The following is a 21,507-nucleotide window of genomic DNA, read 5'->3' as shown; positions in this document are numbered from 1 at the left end:
AAGTCATTAATATCCATAACTAACTAATTCCCATTGTCCACCATCTTCTCTTGCAAGCCACCACTCCCAATCTTTATAGATACAATTGGCGCTTACTACTTCTGTGTCTTCAAGAGGGGTTCTAAAATCAGTTACAAATTCAATACATTCTGTATAATTGTTTTCATTACCATTAAGCCATTCAAGATATATATCATCAGCACAATCATCCGAAATATATCTCACATTATGTAATTCATAACCTTCCCAGGTATCAAATTCATCCAAGATTACATTTATTGCACTATCCATATCTTCTTGTGTATAGATATCTGATTCTCCATAGTCATACTCTACATTACCATCAAAGAATTCAAATACTGCTACAAAGTCCGCACTTCCATCTACATCATAGGTAACTGTAGGCTCTGCAGCGTAATCTTCACCATCTTTAGTCCATTTAACAAACGACCAACCTTCATCTAGAGTTCTTGCAGATAATGTATATGTAGCTGGTTCATCAATATTTATTTGAGATGACTGATAGTAATCATCATCAGTAAATTGAGCTTCTGTTCCCTCCATATAGGCAACTTCACCCATTCCATCGATGTTTAAGGTGACTGAATAACCTTCTGCTAAAGCTGTTTCATCCTGTGGTTTGAAATGATATGTATCACCATTTTCAACCTCTACTAAAACTCCATCTTCACCTTCTTCTGAAACTGTTACTATGAATTCCCCATCCTCACCTTCAGCAGTAAGATCTCCGTAAAGAGTTTCACCTACCTGTTCAATATACCAGCCGTGCATTTCACTTGTATTATACAGTCCAACAAACCAACCTGGATATTCGTCAAGTTGGGATTCATCAATGTACAGAGTATTCATATTATCATCTTGAAAATATCCTGTTCTAGTCCATTCAAATGAACCATTATCTGTGTCTTTATGTTTACTGATTTCAAAAGTGCAGCCCATCAATAAAAAAATCATACTTAATGAAATTACTACCCCAAATAATCTCTTCATATGTACCTCCTCATATTTTGATTATTTATTCATGTGAAAACTGATTCGTATGGCAGTTCATCCAGTGTAACTGTTATTTATTACAGAAAATATGATATCAGATAAATTTTTCGAAATTGTGTACATTGTAGACAAATAAAAATCCCCCTTCAGTGGTCTTTCCACTAGAAGAGGGACTATTCTTTATATTGAGTTAATTCTATATGGTTTTACTATTATTCTTCAAACGTCATATTTTACTGCCTTTGGAAAATCAAAATGGTATAGTTTGTTTTATTTCTGCTCCACAGATTATAGAATTCTGTTTTTTCAATGTTAGCACCCTTTTTATTTATTTCTACTGCATTAAAATAATAACTAGTAAAATCATCTTTACCTTTTGCATGTGGTCCTGCAAGGATATAACTAGATTTAAAAATTCCTGTTCTAATCTCACTATCTGTACCTTTAATTAAAGGTGAATATGATAACATTTTGACTGCAGCATCAATAGTAACATTAGTCGCCTCATCTATTCCTTTACCACATGTAAATCCAACTTTGTCAAATAGGTATTCAGATATTGTATAACCCTTAGCTGTACAATAATCTGCTATTGCCTTAACCTGTTCTTCAGATAATGTATAGTTAGTGATTTCTTTAGGTAAGCTCCAGACGGTTACTGTAACACCACTGCTATGACGACCTCTACCACGAGTTTCATGTTTATAGCAATCATTCTCACCATTATATATGTCGATTTCGCCTTTTAAAGCTATATGCTGAGTAGGATCCTGAGACTTATTCACGAAAATAAAATCACTATTATTATTAACAAAGGTGTAGAAATTAGTAATTATACCTTCACTATTTGGATTAAATTTACCATCAACTATGCCACCTGTTCTTTCAAGCATTACTTTTCTAGCATTAGCTACTCCTACAGCGTCATACTTTGTCTTTTCACAAGCGTCTAGTATCATATTTTGAACCGCATAGCCTCTAAGATATACACTTATTTGCCTCAAGACATATGGAGTAATTGCTACTTCCGCTTCTTTTGAAAACATAACGTTATTACATTCCAATTTATATGCTTTCATAATGATTGAGTCACCATTATACGCACTTGGATTGCCAGTTTCAAACACACTAGTAGCATTATTTAAAGCTGTATCTAAATTATCCCATGCTGGTCTATCATATAAAGCTGCTATTTCCATGTCACGTCTAGCTGCATCAATTTCGCCCCTATTATAATCAACCATAATACCATCTATTCGATGCTCTAATGCTTGTGAGGCGCCAACAACTTCTTGTATCTTACTAGCCTGTGTTGTAAACTCTGCAACATTTAAAGTCTGGAGCTTTAATTCTTGCTCTGCCTTTTTTAGATTTTTATCAACTTCTTTAATTTCGTCTATAATCTTACTGGTATCATCTTCGCCTTGTAGCCCTAATACACCTAGTATAAGTTTTTCAAAAGCACCCGATAATGGATCAACACCTAGCGATTTTGTCAATGCCTTTATACAAGCTTTAGTTGTATCTTTTACAGCAGTCTTTGCGGAGGAAACAGCTAAAGCTTCAAGATCTTTTATCTTTTCATCATCAGTGGCAACTATATTACCATCATCTGTTACTATAGATACTGATGTATCTGTAGTTATATCAGGAACTTTAGATTTGGAATAAATAGAAAACTTATTTCCAGTTTGTGAGTTTATAAAATTGCCTTCTTCATCAGGTGTGAATACACGTCCCTCATCATCTGTCCAGGTATAATCACTAAGCTTTAAATTAACCTTGGATAAATCAGATGTAAGAACTCCATCATAATTAGTTCTTGTTCCATAAACATAGAATTCTATGAAATCATTAAGATCATTTACATAACCAAAAAGATCAAGCCTTGGTGTTGATTCTAAGTAAACAGCTGTAACTGTTTCGTTCTTCTGTACATTATTTGAATTTCCTACCCATGTTAAGAATGTATAATTCTCATGTACAGGTGGAGTTGGAATTTGAGTCACACTTGCGTCCTTTGGTACAACAATAGTATCAATCACACTATTATCAAATGAATCTACGTAAGTAACAGTATAGAATCCTCTTGCGTTCCATTCTTCTACGTTATTAAGTAATCCGCACCAGTCTATTTCATTACCAGCTTCATCATATACTTTTATATATCTGAATTCAGAACCATATAAATCATATAGTTTGCCTTCCAGATCTGTAGGATTAATTGTATTTCCATCTTTATCAAAGATTGGAATATTAATATTTGTCTTTTTTGATGCCAATATATCAACCGGGTTAACTTCATTTCCTTGCTCATCATAAATTGGCCTATAATCACCAGATGCATTAGCATTATCATATACATTAGTTGGTGTATTGCTATTATTAGTAGTATTTGTTTTCTCAGTTACATTTTCTGTTGAATTATCAAAATTAGCAAGGAAATTAGGATCATTCAATTGACCAGTGTAATCAACTTCATTTCCATATTCATCGTATAAAGGTGTATACCCCGCACCCGAATTTTCTTCTGCAAATGCAGTAAGCACATTGGTTTGCTCAAATGCAAATATTGCCATTAGCATAAGAGCTATTAATCATTTTCTCATATTGCTACCTCCTTAACTTAAAATGCAATACATGAACCTTCTCACTCAATTGATGTGCCATTTGTTATTTGTTATTAGCATTATATAAAACTATATGTCACACAAATGTCACACTGTATATAACGCTTTGATAATTATTTCTTGCAATATTTATAGCAAATAATTAAATCTATATTGTGAATAATTTAAAAAATATGTGTGAACAGCATAATAAAGGGCTTTACTAAGGATTGAACCGTTAGTAAAGCCCTTCTAATAAATATTCGATTTACATAAATCCATCTTCAGATTTATCACGTACTTCCACATAGTACTTATCTTTATTATATTGGTCTATATAAACATCTATTTTGTCACCAGGTCTATAGAATTCGTTTGGATTGAAGGTAATAGGATGACTCTTAAAGAAATATTTTTCTTTAGTTGAAATATCCTCATAACTGCAATTAACAACATATGGATGTCTATCCATATATGTTCTTTGCATATCAAGCTCTATGCTATCTACCGTTGCATATATATGCTTGCCATTTTCTAACAGTTTTTTATGCTTTAGCTTTCTTAGGAATGTACTAATAAGAATCCCCATACCTACTACAAGTGCAAAACCACCAATACCAAATAAAATCTTTCTTTCAAGTAAGATGTTTTCTTCTGTGTTAACGTTAACAGGATTATCAGGGTCTATGAGTAATATCATTTCCCTTCCTACGTATAGATTTGTCTGCCCAACCGAAAGTTTTACATGTTTATATTCCTTACCATTAAATTCATAAGAAGCGTAATAATCATAGGTGTCAGAGTCCGTCCCTGATGAAGTATGGGAAATATCGACAATCTCGCCTTCCACAGGAACAGCTTTTTCCATAAATTCATTATTGATTTGAATTCTATAAAAGTTTAGTGCGATTACTGCAATACCAAACAAAGTAAAAAAAACTCCTAGTAGTACAACTACATACTTTCGCATTTTTCTTTTCATAAAACACCCCGTTTTCTAATTAACAACAGGCTGCCCCAAGGCAGCCTGCAAAAAACTTACTCTTCGTCCACATCCTTAATCTTGTTAGCTCTTCGCTCCACTTCCTTAGCCTGTACATCAGATGGAACCTGTTCGTATCTTGCCAATTCATAAGAGAATGTTCCATAGCCTCCTGTCATAGAACGAAGTGTGGTATCGTAGCCATAAAGCTCTGCCATTGGTACCTCTGCAAGCACTTCGGTCTTGCCACCTGCATCTGTAGGATTCATGCCAAGTACTCTGCCTCGTCTCTTGTTAAGGTCACCCATTACATCGCCTGTGTATGCATCTGGAACCACTACCTTAAGTGTTTCGATTGGCTCAAGCAGGATTGGATTTGCCTTCATGATACCTTCCTTGAAAGCCCCCTTGGCAGCTACCTTAAATGCCATTTCAGATGAATCTACAGGATGATAGCTTCCATCATACAGATTAGCATGGATTCCAACTACTGGATATGCTGCAAGTGGACCTGCAAGCACTGCCTCCTGCAATCCCTTTTCAACAGCTGGGAAATAGTTCTTTGGAACAGCACCACCTACTACTGATTCTGTAAAGTTGTAATGCTCTTCCATATTGCCAGATGGTTCAAAGGTCATCTTTACATGTCCATACTGACCATGGCCACCAGTCTGTTTCTTATATTTGTATTCAACATCTGACTTGCCACGGATTGTTTCCTTGAAAGCAATCTTTGGTTGACTAAGCTCAATATCTACCTTGTACTTTTCGTTGAGCTTCTGCACCAGCATATCAATGTGTCTGTCACCAATTCCATAAATAAGAGACTGGCTGTTTTCTCCATCATTTACAACCTTAAGAGTAAGATCCTCTGCACACAGCTTTGCAAGTGCCTGTGCAATCTTATCCTCATCACCCTTGTTCTTAGCCTTATATCTCTTGTAGGTATAAGGTGTAGATAAAGGTGTTCTTATATAAAGAATTGGATTAGCCTTTGTTGAAAGGGAATCTGTGGTGGCAACCTTCTGTAGCTTAGAAAGTGCACCAATGTCTCCTGCGTGAAGCTCTGGAACCTCCTCTGCCTTACTTCCTGTCAGGATATAAAGCTTTCCGATTTTTTCTTCTGTTTCCTTATGCTTGTTATAAAGCAAATCGTCTGTCTTAAGTACACCGGAATTTACTTTAATAAGTGAATATTTACCTACGAAAGGATCTACGATTGTCTTGAATACGTAAGCACTCTTAGGCTTAGAGAAATCATAATTAGCCTCGTAAACCTCATTTGTGTTTGCGTTAATTCCAGATACCTTTCTGTCTTCAGGGCTTGGAAGATATTTTACAATATCTACAAGCATAGTGTATTGACCTCTGTTCAGTGTATTGCTTCCCATCATAACAGGAACAATATCCCCTGTTCCTACATTGGCACGGAGAGCCTGACGAATTTCATCCTCAGAGAATTCTTCTCCACCAAAATATCTATCCATGAATTCCTCTGATGTTTCTGCAACAGATTCCATCAGTGCCTCACGGTATTTCTCTAAGTATTCCTTATTGTAATCTGGAACCTCACAATGCTCTGGTGCACCGCTTGCCTTCCATTTCTTTCCAACCTGCTGAATAACATTTACATAGCCAACAAACTCTCCATTTTCTCTGATTGGAAGATGGAAAGGAGCTATCTTTTTGCCGTACAGACCCTGAAGTTCTTCCACGATTTCTCGATAGCTGGCATCATCTATATCCATGTCAGTTACAAAAACCATTCTTGGCAGATTAAACTTATCGCACATCTCCCAAGCCTTCTTTGTACCAACCTCAATTCCGCTTTTACCTGAAATAACAATAATAGCTGCGTCAGCTGCACTAACAGCTTCCTCAACCTCTCCGACGAAATCAAAATAGCCTGGTGTATCTAGGAAATTAATCTTAGTGTCGCCCCAAATGATTGGTGCTAAAGATGTGTAGATAGAAAACTTGTTTTTCTGTTCCAACTTGTCATAGTCGCTGATAGTATTACCAGCCTCGATGGTACCTGGCTTTGTGATTTGACCTGCCAGATATGCCATTGATTCTATGAGACTGGTTTTGCCCGCCCCGCTGTGACCAAGTAACACAACATTTCTAATCTTGTCCGTAGTAAAAACCTTCATGTGCCGTACCTCCCAACTATTTTTTGACGCCTAAAACCCCGCCGCGCCTTGATGTAAACTAGAATCCCCATTCTAGTCAGATTTTCAACCAGCTTATACTTAGCTGACTGATATTATAAATACATTCTATCTAATATTCAGACTATTTACAATGCATAAATGTGATATTATTAAATAAAATAAATGCTTTAAAGTGTTAAAGCGTAATGGATAAAAGGGGCATGCTATGAAAACAAAAACAATCGGCTTTGTTGGACTTGGACTTATAGGTGGAAGCATTGCAAAAGCAATCCTTAAAATCTATCCTAACACCAGAATCCTTGCCACAGCATCTAGAGAAGCTACAATCGAGACTGCATTTGAGGAACGACTAATTGACAACAACGGACTACTTAAGATTCACCAGTTTGGCCAGTGCGACATAATATTCTTATGCTCTCCTGTTAAAATAAACTGTGAATATCTTGAAAAGCTAAAAGATGTTGTTAAGCCTGATTGCATCATAACTGATGTTGGAAGCGTAAAGGGAGATATTACAGCTGTAGCAAGAAAGCTTGGGATAACAAATCAATTCATCGGCGGACATCCAATGACAGGCTCAGAGCTAACAGGATTAGAACATTCTTCTGCTTCCCTGCTTGAGAATGCATACTATATATTAACTGCTGACCCTGAAATGAACCAAGATACCTATAGCCAGTTTGCTGATTACATAAAAAGCCTTGGGGCTATTCCTATTCAGCTTACACCAGAGGAGCATGATGAAGCTACTGCCACTGTGTCTCACTTACCACATGTAGTTGCAGCTTCGCTTGTCAATCTTGTAAATGACAATGATGATGAGCGAAACATTTGTAAAACTATTGCAGCAGGTGGATTTAAGGACATAACAAGAATCGCATCTGGTTCTCCTACTATGTGGCAGCACATTTTCCTTAGCAACAAGGATGCTGTGCTAAAACTGATAGGGGATTTTAAGGAGCAGCTTAGCTATTTTGAAAATTCTATCGCATCCGGAGATGCTGATGAAATACTTAAGCTTTGGACTAAGGCTAAGGATTACAGAGATTCAATCACAATACCTGATGGTGGAAGCTTTAAATTCTTTGAGCTATACTGTGACATTGACGACAAGCCTGGTACCTTAGTTGGGGTACTTCAGCTACTTGCCAATGCTGATATTAGCGTTAAAAATATCGATATCATACATAACCGTGAGTTTGAGCCAGGTGTTCTTCGTATAGAATTCTACTCTCAGGATTCTTTGGACAAGGCAAAGACTGTACTTACACATAACAATTATTACGTACGACAGAGGACAAATTAATGAAAATTACTAAAGCTAAAAGTTTAAAGGGTGAAATTACAGTTCCTGGAGACAAATCCATAAGCCATAGAGGTGTTATGTTTGGGGCCATCTCCGAAGGCATAACAGAGCTTACTGGATTTTTAGATGGTGCTGATTGCAGAAGCACTATTTCATGTTTTCGTGCCATGGGCATTGATATATCCCAGGATAAGGACCATGTAGTGATTCACGGAAAAGGCCTTCACGGACTAACTGCCCCTTCTAATATGTTAGATGTAGGAAACAGTGGAACTACTACCAGACTTATTTCTGGTATCTTAGCTGGTCAAACATTTATCAGTTCATTAAATGGGGATGAGTCCATCCAAAAGCGTCCAATGGGACGAATAATTACACCTTTAACACAGATGGGGGCTAATATCAAATCAATCAAAGATAATGGCTGTGCCCCACTGGAAATTGGTGGAAGTCAGCTACATTCCATCCACTATGATTCGCCTGTTGCCAGTGCCCAAGTCAAATCCTGTGTGCTTCTTGCAGGATTATATGCTGATGGCATTACATCTGTTACCGAGCCTGTTGTATCACGTAATCACACTGAGCTTATGCTTTCTGGTTTTGGTGCAGACATTAAATCAGAAGGACTTACTGCATCTATTATTGGTAATCCTAAGCTTTTAGGTCAAAAGATAGCAGTTCCTGGTGATATATCTTCTGCTGCTTATTTTATTGCAGCAGGACTTATATGTGAAAATTCTGATTTGTTAATTAAAAACGTAAATACGAATCCAACTAGAGCCGGTATTATCAAAGTTGCTTTAGATATGGGCGGAAAATTGGAACTATTAAATGAACGAATTGTATCAGGGGAACCTGTTGCAGATATTCATGTTAGTACAAGCAGCTTACATGGATGCGAAATATCCGGTGATATTATTCCTACACTTATAGATGAGCTTCCTGTTATTGCTGTGATGGCTGCAGTGGCTTCTGGCACTACTATTATTAAGGACGCCGCTGAGCTTAAGGTTAAAGAAAGTGACAGAATTGCTACGGTTACTGAGAATCTTAAGGCTATGGGAGCTGATGTTACGGCTACTGATGATGGAATGATTATTGTAGGCGGCAAAGAATTGCAGGGAACTACAATAAAGACATATAAAGACCACCGCATTGCTATGGCCTTTGCGGTGGCTGGGTTGATTGCGGATGGTAAGACTGATTTTGATGATGAGAAGTGCCCAGTTATCTCATATCCTAATTTCTTTGAAACATTAAATAGGCTTCTCTCATAAATGCTATTTTTTTAGCCTAAAGCTACATCTAATACCATCATAAGCACAAAGCCTAGGGAGAAGGCGATTGTTCCCAGGTTAGAGTGCTTTCCTTCGGACATCTCAGGAATCAGTTCCTCTACTACTACATACATCATAGCGCCGGCGGCAAATGATAGGAAATAAGGCATAAGCGGTACTACAAGGCCTGCAGCAAGAATAGTGATAAATGCAGCAATTGGCTCAACTATGCCTGATAAAACGCCCCATAAGAAGGTCATGCCCTTTGGCATTCCTTCCGATAAAAGAGGCATGGAAACAATAGCTCCCTCTGGAAAATTCTGAATAGCAATTCCAAGTGACAGGGCTAAAGCTCCTGCAGCTGCAATTCCAGCATGTCCTGATACTATACCTGCATATACAACACCTACAGCCATTCCCTCAGGGATATTGTGAAGTGTTACAGCAAGAATCAGTTTGGTGGTTCTTTTTAGTTTACTCTCAGGGCCTTCAGTCTGCTTATCCATATGCATATGTGGTGTTACCATATCAAGAAACAGCAAAAAGAATGTACCAACTAAAAAACCAACAGCCGCTGGTATAAAAGAAAGCCTTCCTAGATATTCGCTGCTTTCAAGTGCTGGTGAAAGCAAGCTCCAAAATGAAGCTGCCACCATAACACCTGCGGCAAATCCCGTTAGAACCTTTTGAAGCTTCTCTGATATATTATCCTTTAAAATAAAAACCATACCAGCGCCTAAGCTGGTACCTATAAATGGGATTAAAATTCCTAAAATAATATTAATATTAAAATGCATAAAAATAGCCCTCCATTATCAGTACAATAATAATGTACCATAAAGGAGGGCTATATGTTGTTAAAATTATGTTAATGATAAATTTTCCTAAAGAAAATTATTTCTTGTTCATGCAGCAGTGCTTATACTTCTTGCCAGAACCGCATGGACATGGATCATTACGTCCAACCTTCTTTTCTGAACGAACAATAGTATGCATGTTCTTAGCTTCCTTTGTAAGAGCCTTTCTCTTGTCCTCGTCAAAGATGTTCTCCCACTGTGGAAGACCATAAAGCCAATCAGCCTTAGCATCAATCATGTTCTTGAAAAGCTTTTCCTTATCAAACTTAAGAGAAACAACTGTATCCTCTTCCATTGTCTCGATTGGGTTAGGAGTAACAAGTGACTCGTTAATTCCATCAAGGAAACCAACCATAGGCATAACCTCGATGTTATATTTCTCAGCAAGCTCTTTAACTGTACCCTTAACTTCTGTATCAGGGTCGTTAAGAAGCTGCTCGTAAATTCCTTTCTCTAAAAGAAAATAATTCTGCCAGAATTTCTGTAAATCAGCCTGTGATTGATTCTGGTTGTAGGCAATCTTTTGCCAGTTTTCTAACAAACTCATAATAATTCCTCTCCAACTTTTACTCAAAATATGTGGCAAGCCACGATAGAAATTATAACACAATGCATAATAAAAGGCTAGCCGAAGCTAGCCTATAAAATCAAATATTAATCGTAAAGTACTCTTACGCATTTAATAGGTGTACGGTACATATAATTAGATATCTTAATACCATCACGCTTATTAGATGCATGAACAATCTGACCACCGCCAATATAAATAGCAACATGGTTGATGCGTCCACCCTTGCCGTAGAAAATAAGGTCACCAGGCTTAAGCTCTGATGTAGAAACCTTAGTTCCTTCGTTAGCCTGAGCACGTGATGAATGTGAAAGATATACGCCGTACTTAGCCATAATCTGCATAGTAAAGCCAGAGCAATCAACACCGTTAGTAAGGGATGTTCCACCCCAAACATATCTGTTACCAACAAACTGAAGAGCGTAATCGCAAAGTGCTGAACGGACATCAGAAACACCCTCACCATATCTTGCTTCAGTAAGTGTCATAGCTGTCTTAAGCGAAAGATCAACATCTACATATTCTGCATATACATAACCCTCATCACCATCAACATCTACCTTAATCCAATCCTGATCCTGTGTATTATCAAGGATGGCTATTTCTTCACCTTCTGCAAGCTGATAGATAATCTCACATTCAGTGTTGCCCTCTGCTCTAACACGAAGACCGCCTGTCTTAGCTGTAGCAACATATTCTGCAAGCTCAACAGCCTTATCCCAAGCTGCCTGACCTGTAAGAAGATATTCTGTAAGTACGTAACCTTCTACTTCACCGGATTTAATGTAGCTCCAGTCTCCCTCTTCCCTAAGAATTTCGCAACCAGCGTTAGCAGGGAACTTACCAGCAAGCTTACCATCTGTAGATGCGCTCTCTCGGATATTAAGATTACCCTCAGAAACATTACAGATACCAAGATTATTATAGCCGTAAATATCACCAAGTGATTTTGCAGTAGCAATAGCATCTGAATCAGTAACTGAAATAGAATTAAGTGATGCAATATCAACAGCTCCAGCTGTGATAGCACCAGCTGTAAGTGTAGCTTCTGTATTAGATGCTGTATGTGTATTTTTATTATTAGAATCTAAGCAAAAATCAAAAATAAGTGCAGATGCACAAACTAATGAGAAAGCCGATATTATGCGCTTTTTCATAAAACCTCCAAAACTAATTCATTTAACGCAACAGCTGTATTATAGCAATTGTTCAACCTGTAGTCAAGATTTTGTAACAATTATGTAATAAATCATGATCAACCCTTGTTAAAATAATCTTTAGCTACTATTTTATCCTTTGACATCTGTGTCTTAAGCTCATCAACAGAACCAAACTTCATTTCAGGACGAAGGAAAGCTTTAAAGGTTACCTTTACATACTTTCCGTATAAATCGCCTTTATAATCCAATATGTGAGTTTCAATGCCTACTATCTTCTTATCTGATACAGACGGCTTTGTTCCTACATTAGTAACGCCATGGTAGATTCTGCCATCAAAATCAATGGTGGTAACATATACTCCAAACTTAGGAACAAGCTTTAGAGCAGATGGCATAATATTAATAGTAGGGATTCCGATTTTAGTTCCAAGGTGTGCGCCGTGAACAACTTCACCCCAAACAAAATAATCGTAACCTAGCATTTCATTTACTATACCAATATGGCCTTCCTTTAGCTCCTCTCGAATGTAAGTGCTGCTAATATCTCTATCGTTAATCTGGATTTTCTTAATCTCCTTGTATTCAAATCCAAGGTCTTTAGAAATATCCTTAAGCATAGAGGTATTACCAGCTCCGTATTTACCAAAGGTAAAATCAGAGCCTGAAACCATATATTTCATGTTAAGATTGTCGCAAAGGAATTTGATGAAATCGAAAGCCTCTGTGTTCATCAGCCTTTCATCAAAAGGACATTCTATTAGATAGTTAAGGCCCCCTTGCTCAAGCATGTACATCCTCTCCTTATTGGTGATTAAGCTAGGACTGTTGTCATCATTAATCACCTGTCTAGGTGAGTTGGTAAATGTAATCATACATGAGGCAAGGCCTTCATTATTCTTACTGATAATATCAGAAGCAAGTAGATGGTGTCCTCTGTGAACCCCATCAAACTTACCTACTGTAATTGCTGTGTCGCAATCTAGTTTTGTGTCAAAAAGTGAATGTAAATACTCCATAATTATTCCAAAAACATTTTCTCCAAAGTAAATATATCATCATTGAAGGAATAAACTCCAATGAATCTGTTGTCAGGTAAATAAATCCTGTATTTATGCCCATTGTTAAAGGCGCTTATTGATTCTGCAAAAACCTGAGATGCAGGAATTGGACTGCCATTAACCGCATGCTTTATTGCTTCTTCCGTAGGAATAACAAAAACAGTCTCCATTCCTTCAAAGGCCTGGTCTATAGGAAGCATTATTCCATCAAGATTGCCAGCCTTAACAATGCGTTCTATCTCATCTAGTGTTCTTGCATCAGAGATATCAAACATACTTACCCTCGTACGTACCAGTGATTTCATTGCACAACCACAGCCAAGCTTCTGTCCAACATCATGACAAAGGGACCTTATATATGTACCCTTGCTACAATGAATCCTAATGCTAACCTCTGGTAAGCTGATATTTAAAATATCGATGCTAAAAATGGTAACAGGTCTAGCCTTTCTTTCAACCTCTATTCCTTCTCGTGCAAGCTCGTATAGCTTCTTGCCGTTGACCTTAAGGGCTGAATACATAGGTGGAACCTGCATGATATCCCCCACAAAGGAATTAATCGCCCCTACAATCTCTTCCTCTGTTGAATTAACTGATTTTCTATCAAGGATACGTCCGCTTAAATCATAGGTGTCTGTTTCAACCCCTAGCATCATTACACATTCGTATACCTTGTCCTTATCTGTGAGCATATCGCAAAGCTTAGTCGCCTTACCAACACATACAGGAAGTACCCCTGTTGCATCTGGGTCTAAGGTTCCGGTATGCCCAATCTTTTTTATTTTTAATATGCCACGAAGCCTGGCAACTACATCAAATGAAGTATACCCGGCTTCTTTATAGACATTAATTATGCCACTATTCATTAGCAAATTCCTAACTCTATTAATTGTTTTTCTACCATAGAGACAATGTTATCAATAACATCCCATGGCTTATTAGTGTTTACAGAAAAGCCTGCGGCTTTCTTATGACCGCCTCCACCGTAAACACCTGTAATTACTGTAAGGTCTACATCCCCTGTGGCTCTGGTGCTTCCTTTGAAATCACCATCCTCAAGCTCATAAAGGAATACTGCCACCTCTACACCTGTAGTGTCACGAAGCTGCTGTACAATTCCTTCTAAGTGCTTACTCTGGGCACCAAACTCTGCCATATCCTCAGCTGTAATAACAGCTGCAATTACCTTACCATCAAGGTATGTCTTGCAGGAAAGAAGTGCTTTACCAAGCATACGATTTTGAATCATAGTCTTGGCAAAATATGTATCAGTACAAATCTTAGGATAATCAATACCCTTTGTCATTAAAAAGCCTGCAGCCGCCATTGTAGACTCTGTAGTGCATGAGTACTGAAATACTCCTGTATCATGGATAATTCCAAGATATAGGCACTCTGCAATATCCTTTGTGATTTTATCCTTGCCAAATTGATTGTAAAGAAGCTCGCAGGTAGAGCTATCATCAGGAATGATATAGCTAAACTCTGCAAAGCCTCCGTTTGTCATGTGATGGTCGATACATATAGTGTGCTTTGCCTTTTCAAAAAAGGCAAAGGCATCACCAAGTCTGCCTCCATCGCTACAATCTAAGGCGATGTATAAATCAAAGACCTTGTCCTCTGAAAGGGTGTGTATGTCCTCTATCTTATCCGCGTTTTTCAAAAACTTGAATATGTTTGGGATAGGCTCTAGATAAACATGAACATCGCAGTTTGGGTAATAGGTATTTATGTAGTTGTATACTGCAAGGCATGAACCTACACAGTCGCCATCTGGGCGAATGTGGCCGCTGATGGCGATGGTGGTGGATGCAGCGATTAAATCGTTGAAATTGTTAATCATAAAAGACCCTCATCCGCCCCTGCGGGGCACCTTCCCCCTTAAAGGGGGAAGGCTCATTATTCTTTCTCATGTAGAGGTGCGTTGACCTCGTCGATTAGTTTGCTCATTTTAGCAGCGTAAGCGATTGATTGGTCTGAAACAAATGTAATCTCAGGTGTATTGCGAAGGTTTACCCTGTGGGCAAGCTCACGACGGATAAATCCTGCTGAGCTTTTAAGGCCTTCGATAGTCTTTGCAACAGCCTCATCATCACCTAAAACTGAAATATAAGCCTTACATGTCTTAAGGTCTGGTGCAACCTCTACAGATACAACAGATGTAACTGGAGAGATGCGTGGATCCTTAACCTCAAGACGTATAATATTAGCAAGTTCACGCATAACTTCTTCGTTGATACGTGTGTTTTTTACTGAATTCTTTCTCATTATCTTGGTACCTCAACCATCTTGTAAGCCTCAATAATATCCATTTCCTGAACATCATTAAAGTCTTCAATAACAAGACCACATTCAAAGTTAGACTTAACTTCCTTAACGTCATCCTTGAATCTCTTAAGAGAAGCAAGCTTGCCTTCGAAGATTTGCTCACCATCACGATTTACGCGGACCATACAATCTCTTTCGAAGTAACCGTCTGTAACGTAAGAACCAGCGATGTTACCAACACCAGAAGCCTTAAATATCTGACGAACCTCTGCGTGACCAATAACCTTTTCCTCATATACAGGATCAAGCATACCCTTCATAGCAGCCTCTACATCGTTGATTGCATCGTAGATAACCTTGTAGAGACGAAGGTCTACACCTTCTCTATCTGCAGTAGCCTTAGCCTGAGGATCGATACGTACATTAAATCCAATGATAATAGCGTTAGATGCAGATGCAAGAACTACATCGGATTCGTTGATTGTACCAACACCGCCGTGGATTGTCTTAACAACAACCTCTTCGTTAGAAAGCTTCTCAAGTGACTGCTTAACAGCCTCAACAGAACCCTGAACGTCGGCCTTAACAATAATATCAAGTTCCTTAAGATTTCCTGACTCAATCTCGCTAAAGAGTGCGTCAAGAGACATCTTAGATTTAGTCTGTTCAACAAGACGATTCTTGTGCTCTGCAACGAATGTATCTGCAAATGCATGAGCTTCCTTCTCTGAATCAAATGCCATGAATACTTCACCAGCATTTGGAACCTCTGAAAGACCAAGAATCTCAACTGGTACAGATGGACCAGCAGTCTTAACACGTGCTCCTGTATCATCGATCATAGCACGTACCTTACCATGACAGCTTCCGCAGGCAACAGGATCACCAACGTGAAGTGTACCCTTCTGAACAAGTACTGTAGCAACAGCACCACGTCCCTTATCAAGCTGAGCCTCAATAACAAGACCACGGGCCTTACGCTTAGGGTTAGCCTTAAGCTCAAGTACCTCAGCTGTAAGAAGAATCATTTCAAGAAGGTTATCAATACCTTCCTTAGTGTGAGCTGAAACTGGACAGAATACTGTGCTTCCACCCCAATCCTCTGGGATAAGCTGATACTCTGAAAGCTCCTGCTTAACTCTGTCAATATTTGCGTTTGGCTTATCAATCTTGTTAATTGCAACAATGATTTCGATGCCAGCTGCCTTGGCGTGGTTAATAGCCTCAACTGTTTGTGGCATTACACCATCATCAGCAGCAACTACTAGGATAGCGATATCTGTTGAATTAGCACCACGCATACGCATAGCTGTAAATGCCTCATGACCTGGTGTATCAAGGAATGTGATATCCTGTCCATTAATTGAAACTGTATAAGCACCGATATGCTGTGTGATTCCACCAGCCTCACGGTCTGTAACCTTAGTATCACGGATTGCATCAAGAAGTGATGTTTTACCGTGGTCAACGTGACCCATTACGCAGACAACAGGAGGACGTGATGGGAAATTAGATGTGTCTTCTTCTTCTTCCTTAAGAAGCTCTGCAATAACATCTACCTTTTCTTCTTCCTCGCAGATGCAGTTGAACTCAAGAGCGATTTCAGAAGCTTCCTCAAAATCAACCTCCTGGTTAACTGTAACCATTTTGCCCTTCATAAACAGTGTCTTTACAACAGCAGAAGGCTGAACCTTCATCTTGTCTGCAAGATCCTTGATAGTGATTCTATCTGCAATTGTAATTGTAAGAACTTCATTCATATCACGCTCAGGTGCCTTAGGTGTATTGTTCTTTTTCTTCTTGCCACCGTTCTTCTCAAGGTTGATGAAGTTCTCCTGCTTCTTGCCACCTAAATTGTTGTTGTCACGGTTGTTCTTCTTTTTCTTGTCATCGCGACGTCCGCCCTTGCCGCTATTAGCTGGTGCAACGTCAGCTGCAGGTGCAGCCTGTGAAGGACGATTGTTTCTTGAAGAATTTCTGTCGCCCTTGCCCTGGCCTCTGTCATTTCTATCGTTTCTATTGTTGTCACGATTGTCTCTCTTGTTATTGTCGTTCTTCTCTGAACGATTGCCCTGCTGGCCTCTTTCGTTTCTAGGACGGTCGTTCTTCTCCTGACGTTCATTTCTCTCAGGACGGTCGTTCTTCTTCTCAGGCTTGTTGTTAGCCTCTGCCTCTACAGGCTTCTTCTTTGAAACAAACTCTGTATCAGTAGACTGTGCAGAAGCTCTCTGTGAAGGACGAAGTCCATCTGAGAATGTACGTGGTCTAATTGGTCCACGTGGTGCAGCTGCCTGCTGATTCTTCTTATCACGGTTATCCTTAGAATTAGACTTATCGTTTCTAGCTCCTTCATTGCCTGAGCCGCTACGTCTCTTTCTATCGTCACTACCACGAGTAACAACAAAAACGTTCTTTTTCTTTTTAATAGGATTACCATCCTTATCTACTGGACGCTGTTTCTTTGTAAAATGCTTGCGCACCTTTTCAGCCACATCATCCTCAATACCACTTTGTGCCTTTGCCTCTATACCGTTAGATTCAAGATAAGCAATTACATCCTTGCTCTCTTTACCTAACTCTTTAGCTAATTCATGTACTTTAATTTTTGCCATCAAATATCCTCCTCATCTACGCGTTTTGTATCTTATCTAGAATGCTTAAGGATAGATTTTCATCGCACACTACAATTGATGCCCGATATTCTTTTCCAATTGCATGACCTAAAGATTCTTTAGTTCCGTATTCTATGTAATTAATCTCATAGAAATTACAAGAATTAGAAAATGATTTCTTAGTATTATCGGATGCATCAGAAGCAACAATACAAAGGAAGCCGCTTCCATCCTTAATGGCCTGCTCACATGCAAACTCACCGGATACCAAAGCTCCTGCCTTCATCGCTATGCTTATCATGTTAAGTGCTTTATCTGTCATTCTCCAACTCCATATATAAATTATCAAAAACCTCTGTAGGAACTGCCTGTTTAAGACTGCGATTGAAGCCCTTCTTCTTAAGGGCTAAATCTATGCAGGATTTGTTCTTGCATACATAAGCGCCTCTGCCTTGCATTTTATAGGTTAAATCAAGATGGATGCCATCTGATAATCTAACAAGCCTAAAAAGCTTATCCTTTTCAAACATGCCATTACAGGCAACACATTTTCTAAGAGGTAATTGTTTTGTATCCATTACTCTTCCTCAGATGACTCTTCAGAATCCTCATATTCTTCATCAGAATATTCCTCATCTGTATACTCGCCATCCTCATCATAATATTCATCATCATCGTAGTACTCGTCATCCTCGTACTCTTCCTCATAATCAAGGAAGTCACCAGCCTCACGAGCCTGAGTCTCTGACTTAATATCAATCTTGAAGCCTGTAAGACGAGCTGCAAGACGAGCATTCTGTCCTTCCTTACCAATTGCAAGTGAAAGCTGATAATCAGGAACTACTACGCGAGCGCTCTTCTCATCTGCATCTGCAACAACTGCAACAACCTTTGCAGGTGAAAGTGCATTTTCAATAAGGTAAGCAGGGTTCTCATCCCACTCAACAATATCGATCTTCTCACCACGAAGCTCATTAACAATTGCGTTAACACGTGTACCGTTCTGACCTACACATGCTCCAACTGGATCAACATCCTCGTCGTTAGACCAAACTGCAATCTTAGTACGGCTACCAGCCTCACGAGATATTGACTTAATCTCAACGATACCCTCACGTACCTCTGAAACCTCTTCCTCGAAAAGCTTCTTAACAAGCTCTGGATGTGTACGAGATACAAGGATACGTGGTCCCTTGTTAGATGTCTTAACCTCTACGATATATACCTTAATACGGTCCTGAGGCTTGTAGAACTCGCCTCTAACCTGCTCGCTCTCAGAAAGGAAGCCCTCAAGCTTACCAAGGTTAACATGGATATTGTTGCCAGAGAAACGTGTAACAACACCAGTAACTACCTTGTGCTGAAGCTCATAGTACTCCTCGTAAAGAACCTTACGCTCTTCCTCACGAATCTTCTGTGTGATTGTGTTCTTAGCTGCTGTAGCTGCGATACGGCCAAAGTCTCTAGACTTAACCTCTACACGAACCACATCACCTATCTGATGCTTACCATTGATGTTCTGTGCCTCTGTAAGAGAAATCTCCTCAACTGGGTCCATAACCTCATCAACTACTGTCTTAGAAAGGTATACATGGTACTCACCAGTAGCCTTATCAATTTCAACAGAAGCATTATCTGCTTTACCATAATTGTTCTTACATGCAATAAGAAGTGAATTCTCGATTGTCTCGATTAACACGTCCATGCTGATATTTTTCTCTTTTGCAAGATCTGTAAGAGCATCCCAAAAATCATTTGTATTAGCTGCCATTATTTCCTCCTAATTTAAAAATCTATTAATAGTCTTATTTGTGCAACATCTGATCTGTTAAACTTCTCAGTGCCATCTTCAAACTCTATAGTGAAGCTGTCCTTATCAAAAGCAACAAGTGTGCCTGTGAATTCTTTAGCTCCGTTAACAGGCTTGTAGGTCTTAATATCTACATCCTGTCCAATTGCCTTTTCAAAATGCTTATCCTTCTTTAAAACTCTGCCAAGACCTGGTGAGCTTACCTCGAAGATGTAACCCTCGTCTCCACCAATCTGTGGCTCTGCGTCAAGTAAATCGTTCATGCGACGACTTACATCTACGCAATCATCAATTGTGATACCACCTTCCTTGTCGATGTAGGCTCTTAAGTAGTAATCTGCGCCTTCTTTAACGTATTCTACGTCGTAAAGCTCAAAGCCCATCTCATCAAGAATAGGAGTTATCAATTCTTCCGTACGTTTTTCGTAATCGGTGTGTTTTGACATAAATGTCCTCCTTATTCAGTTGTAAGTGTATAAAGAGCAAAATGCATAAACAAAGAGAGAGCAAATATTGCTCTCTCTTAAGTCGCTCTCTTCAATAACAATAGATATTATATCAGAAATATTAGATTTTTCAAGGCTTTTTGCTATTTTAGTGATGGAATAGACGAAGTCCTGTAAATGCCATTACCATTCCGTACTTGTTGCAAGTGTCAATTACGTTGTCGTCACGTACTGAACCACCTGGCTGTGCAACATATTTAACACCAGACTTGTGAGCACGCTCGATATTGTCGCCAAATGGGAAGAATGCATCACTTCCAAGTGCTACATCTGTCATTCTATCAAGCCATGCACGCTTTTCAGCCTTTGTAAACTCAGAAGGACGTGTTTTAAATGTCTTTTGCCATACATCATCACCGATTACATCCTCAAACTCCTCGCCAATGTAAAGGTCGATTGCATTGTCTCTGTCTGCTCTCTTAATTCCATTAACAAAATCAAGACCTAAAACCTTTGGTGACTGTCTAAGCCACCAGTTATCTGCCTTCTGTCCAGCAAGACGTGTACAGTGAATACGTGACTGCTGACCTGCGCCGATACCGATTGCCTGACCATCCTTAACATAACAAACTGAATTTGACTGTGTATATTTAAGAGTAATCATGGCGATTGCAAGGTCAATCTTTGCCTGCTCAGTAAGCTCTTTATTCTCTGTAACGATGTTTGCAAAGAAATCATCATCAATAACAAGCTCATTTCTACCTTGCTCAAATGTGATACCAAATACTTCCTTACGCTCTAGCTGCTTTGGAATATAATTTGGATCAATCTTGATTACAGCATAGTTACCATTCTTCTTAGCCTTGAGAATCTCAAGTGCCTCTGGCTCATATCCTGGTGCAATAACACCGTCTGAAACCTCACGCTTAATAAGCTTTGCAGTAGCTACATCGCAAACATCTGAAAGTGAAATAAAATCACCAAATGAAGACATTCTATCAGCACCTCTAGCTCTTGCATAAGCATTAGCAAGTGGAGTAAACTCCATATCCAAATCATCACACCAGTAAATCTTACGCTCTATTTCTGAAAGAGGAAGTCCCACAGCAGCACCTGCCGGGCTTACATGCTTAAATGAAGTTGCAGCTGCAAGGCCTGTAGCCTTCTTAAGCTCTGAAACAAGCTGCCATCCATTAAATGCATCAAGAAAATTAATATAACCTGGCTTACCAGATAATACTTCGATAGGAAGCTCGCCTTCTTCCATATAAATCCTTGAAGGCTTCTGATTAGGGTTACATCCATACTTTAATTCCAATTCTTTCATCTTTTCTCTCCTTTAAATCCGACTGTTACGGCCACAAGC

19 protein-coding genes are annotated in these 21,507 nt (G+C 38.9%); 2 read left to right on the top strand and 17 right to left on the bottom strand.

Going from position 1 to position 21,507, the window contains the following annotated elements:
• Nucleotides 1-6: 6 nt before the first annotated feature.
• From IJ535_RS06925 to IJ535_RS06910, 4 genes are all read right to left on the bottom strand, one after another.
• Nucleotides 7-1,011, bottom strand: a complete 1,005-nt coding sequence (locus IJ535_RS06925) for a hypothetical protein (RefSeq protein WP_294300502.1) — start codon at nt 1,009-1,011, stop codon at nt 7-9.
• A gap of 236 nt (nt 1,012-1,247) precedes the next feature.
• Nucleotides 1,248-3,593 carry a hypothetical protein gene (locus IJ535_RS06920; RefSeq protein WP_294300496.1) on the bottom strand — a complete coding sequence of 782 codons (2,346 nt, stop codon included), beginning with the start codon at nt 3,591-3,593 and terminating at the stop codon, nt 1,248-1,250.
• Nucleotides 3,594-3,891: 298 nt separating this feature from the next.
• On the bottom strand, nt 3,892-4,605 hold the full coding sequence (locus IJ535_RS06915; RefSeq protein WP_294300493.1) for a DUF3592 domain-containing protein: 714 nt from the start codon (nt 4,603-4,605) through the stop codon (nt 3,892-3,894).
• Between the two features lie 56 nt (nt 4,606-4,661).
• Nucleotides 4,662-6,758 carry an elongation factor G gene (locus tag IJ535_RS06910; protein WP_294300492.1) on the bottom strand — a complete coding sequence of 699 codons (2,097 nt, stop codon included), beginning with the start codon at nt 6,756-6,758 and terminating at the stop codon, nt 4,662-4,664.
• Nucleotides 6,759-6,984: 226 nt separating this feature from the next.
• Here IJ535_RS06910 and IJ535_RS06905 point away from each other — a divergent pair, with 226 nt between their 5' ends.
• Together IJ535_RS06905 and aroA are read left to right on the top strand one after the other, a co-directional pair.
• Nucleotides 6,985-8,085, top strand: a complete 1,101-nt coding sequence (locus IJ535_RS06905) for a prephenate dehydrogenase (RefSeq protein ID WP_294300489.1) — start codon at nt 6,985-6,987, stop codon at nt 8,083-8,085.
• Nucleotides 8,085-9,362: a 3-phosphoshikimate 1-carboxyvinyltransferase gene (gene aroA, locus IJ535_RS06900; RefSeq protein ID WP_294300486.1), complete on the top strand. Its 1,278-nt coding sequence runs from the start codon at nt 8,085-8,087 to the stop codon at nt 9,360-9,362. The genes IJ535_RS06905 and aroA overlap by 1 nt, the downstream gene beginning before the upstream one ends.
• 11 nt (nt 9,363-9,373) lie before the next feature.
• Here aroA and IJ535_RS06895 read toward each other — a convergent pair whose 3' ends face one another.
• From IJ535_RS06895 to IJ535_RS06835, 13 genes are all read right to left on the bottom strand, one after another.
• Nucleotides 9,374-10,159, bottom strand: coding sequence for a ZIP family metal transporter (locus IJ535_RS06895; RefSeq protein ID WP_294300483.1), 786 nt, complete (start codon nt 10,157-10,159; stop codon nt 9,374-9,376).
• Nucleotides 10,160-10,256: 97 nt separating this feature from the next.
• Nucleotides 10,257-10,766 carry an SEC-C metal-binding domain-containing protein gene (locus tag IJ535_RS06890; RefSeq protein ID WP_294300480.1) on the bottom strand — a complete coding sequence of 170 codons (510 nt, stop codon included), beginning with the start codon at nt 10,764-10,766 and terminating at the stop codon, nt 10,257-10,259.
• A 107-nt stretch (nt 10,767-10,873) separates the two neighbouring features.
• Entirely contained in the window at nt 10,874-11,944 is a 1,071-nt protein-coding gene (locus IJ535_RS06885) for a C40 family peptidase (protein ID WP_294300477.1), read from the bottom strand.
• Nucleotides 11,945-12,042: 98 nt separating this feature from the next.
• A complete protein-coding gene (locus tag IJ535_RS06880) occupies nt 12,043-12,963 on the bottom strand; it encodes a bifunctional riboflavin kinase/FAD synthetase (protein WP_294300474.1) in 921 nt (306 codons plus the stop codon).
• Nucleotides 12,964-12,965: 2 nt separating this feature from the next.
• Nucleotides 12,966-13,871 carry a tRNA pseudouridine(55) synthase TruB gene (gene truB / locus IJ535_RS06875; RefSeq protein ID WP_294300471.1) on the bottom strand — a complete coding sequence of 302 codons (906 nt, stop codon included), beginning with the start codon at nt 13,869-13,871 and terminating at the stop codon, nt 12,966-12,968.
• On the bottom strand, nt 13,871-14,848 hold the full coding sequence (locus tag IJ535_RS06870; RefSeq protein WP_294300468.1) for a DHH family phosphoesterase: 978 nt from the start codon (nt 14,846-14,848) through the stop codon (nt 13,871-13,873). The genes truB and IJ535_RS06870 overlap by 1 nt, the downstream gene beginning before the upstream one ends.
• Nucleotides 14,849-14,904: 56 nt before the next feature.
• Nucleotides 14,905-15,273 carry a 30S ribosome-binding factor RbfA gene (gene rbfA, locus IJ535_RS06865; RefSeq protein ID WP_294300465.1) on the bottom strand — a complete coding sequence of 123 codons (369 nt, stop codon included), beginning with the start codon at nt 15,271-15,273 and terminating at the stop codon, nt 14,905-14,907.
• Entirely contained in the window at nt 15,273-17,885 is a 2,613-nt protein-coding gene (gene infB / locus IJ535_RS06860; RefSeq protein ID WP_294300463.1) for a translation initiation factor IF-2, read from the bottom strand. Before infB ends, rbfA begins: the two co-directional genes overlap by 1 nt.
• A 16-nt stretch (nt 17,886-17,901) precedes the next feature.
• Nucleotides 17,902-18,207: a L7Ae/L30e/S12e/Gadd45 family ribosomal protein gene (locus tag IJ535_RS06855; protein WP_294289813.1), complete on the bottom strand. Its 306-nt coding sequence runs from the start codon at nt 18,205-18,207 to the stop codon at nt 17,902-17,904.
• Nucleotides 18,197-18,463: an RNase P modulator RnpM gene (gene rnpM / locus IJ535_RS06850; RefSeq protein WP_294300461.1), complete on the bottom strand. Its 267-nt coding sequence runs from the start codon at nt 18,461-18,463 to the stop codon at nt 18,197-18,199. Before rnpM ends, IJ535_RS06855 begins: the two co-directional genes overlap by 11 nt.
• Nucleotides 18,463-19,656: a transcription termination factor NusA gene (nusA, locus tag IJ535_RS06845; RefSeq protein ID WP_294300458.1), complete on the bottom strand. Its 1,194-nt coding sequence runs from the start codon at nt 19,654-19,656 to the stop codon at nt 18,463-18,465. The genes rnpM and nusA overlap by 1 nt, the downstream gene beginning before the upstream one ends.
• A 14-nt stretch (nt 19,657-19,670) precedes the next feature.
• The gene (gene rimP / locus IJ535_RS06840) at nt 19,671-20,141 is read right to left on the bottom strand and encodes a ribosome maturation factor RimP (protein ID WP_294300455.1); all 471 of its coding nucleotides are present in this window, start codon (nt 20,139-20,141) and stop codon (nt 19,671-19,673) included.
• Between the two features lie 148 nt (nt 20,142-20,289).
• Complete coding sequence (locus IJ535_RS06835) at nt 20,290-21,468, bottom strand: phosphoribosylaminoimidazolecarboxamide formyltransferase (RefSeq protein ID WP_294300452.1); 1,179 nt, start codon at nt 21,466-21,468, stop codon at nt 20,290-20,292.
• Nucleotides 21,469-21,507: the final 39 nt, after the last annotated feature.

Origin of the sequence: Pseudobutyrivibrio sp., assembly GCF_017471675.1 — a bacterium.
GTDB lineage: Bacteria > Bacillota > Clostridia > Lachnospirales > Lachnospiraceae > Pseudobutyrivibrio.
The sequence above is the reverse complement of the archived record's forward strand: the minus strand, read 5'-3'. Positions and strand labels throughout refer to the sequence as shown.

What these genes read in the sequence shown, in the direction of transcription:
- IJ535_RS06925 (WP_294300502.1), bottom strand. Translation starts at nt 1,011, where the DNA reads ATGAAGAGATTATTTGGGGTAGTAATTTCATTAAGTATGATTTTTTTA.
- IJ535_RS06920 (WP_294300496.1), bottom strand. Translation starts at nt 3,593, where the DNA reads ATGGCAATATTTGCATTTGAGCAAACCAATGTGCTTACTGCATTTGCA.
- IJ535_RS06915 (WP_294300493.1), bottom strand. Translation starts at nt 4,605, where the DNA reads ATGAAAAGAAAAATGCGAAAGTATGTAGTTGTACTACTAGGAGTTTTT.
- IJ535_RS06910 (WP_294300492.1), bottom strand. Translation starts at nt 6,758, where the DNA reads ATGAAGGTTTTTACTACGGACAAGATTAGAAATGTTGTGTTACTTGGT.
- IJ535_RS06905 (WP_294300489.1), top strand. Translation starts at nt 6,985, where the DNA reads ATGAAAACAAAAACAATCGGCTTTGTTGGACTTGGACTTATAGGTGGA.
- aroA (WP_294300486.1), top strand. Translation starts at nt 8,085, where the DNA reads ATGAAAATTACTAAAGCTAAAAGTTTAAAGGGTGAAATTACAGTTCCT.
- IJ535_RS06895 (WP_294300483.1), bottom strand. Translation starts at nt 10,159, where the DNA reads ATGCATTTTAATATTAATATTATTTTAGGAATTTTAATCCCATTTATA.
- IJ535_RS06890 (WP_294300480.1), bottom strand. Translation starts at nt 10,766, where the DNA reads ATGAGTTTGTTAGAAAACTGGCAAAAGATTGCCTACAACCAGAATCAA.
- IJ535_RS06885 (WP_294300477.1), bottom strand. Translation starts at nt 11,944, where the DNA reads ATGAAAAAGCGCATAATATCGGCTTTCTCATTAGTTTGTGCATCTGCA.
- IJ535_RS06880 (WP_294300474.1), bottom strand. Translation starts at nt 12,963, where the DNA reads ATGGAGTATTTACATTCACTTTTTGACACAAAACTAGATTGCGACACA.
- truB (WP_294300471.1), bottom strand. Translation starts at nt 13,871, where the DNA reads ATGAATAGTGGCATAATTAATGTCTATAAAGAAGCCGGGTATACTTCA.
- IJ535_RS06870 (WP_294300468.1), bottom strand. Translation starts at nt 14,848, where the DNA reads ATGATTAACAATTTCAACGATTTAATCGCTGCATCCACCACCATCGCC.
- rbfA (WP_294300465.1), bottom strand. Translation starts at nt 15,273, where the DNA reads ATGAGAAAGAATTCAGTAAAAAACACACGTATCAACGAAGAAGTTATG.
- infB (WP_294300463.1), bottom strand. Translation starts at nt 17,885, where the DNA reads ATGGCAAAAATTAAAGTACATGAATTAGCTAAAGAGTTAGGTAAAGAG.
- IJ535_RS06855 (WP_294289813.1), bottom strand. Translation starts at nt 18,207, where the DNA reads ATGACAGATAAAGCACTTAACATGATAAGCATAGCGATGAAGGCAGGA.
- rnpM (WP_294300461.1), bottom strand. Translation starts at nt 18,463, where the DNA reads ATGGATACAAAACAATTACCTCTTAGAAAATGTGTTGCCTGTAATGGC.
- nusA (WP_294300458.1), bottom strand. Translation starts at nt 19,656, where the DNA reads ATGGCAGCTAATACAAATGATTTTTGGGATGCTCTTACAGATCTTGCA.
- rimP (WP_294300455.1), bottom strand. Translation starts at nt 20,141, where the DNA reads ATGTCAAAACACACCGATTACGAAAAACGTACGGAAGAATTGATAACT.
- IJ535_RS06835 (WP_294300452.1), bottom strand. Translation starts at nt 21,468, where the DNA reads ATGAAAGAATTGGAATTAAAGTATGGATGTAACCCTAATCAGAAGCCT.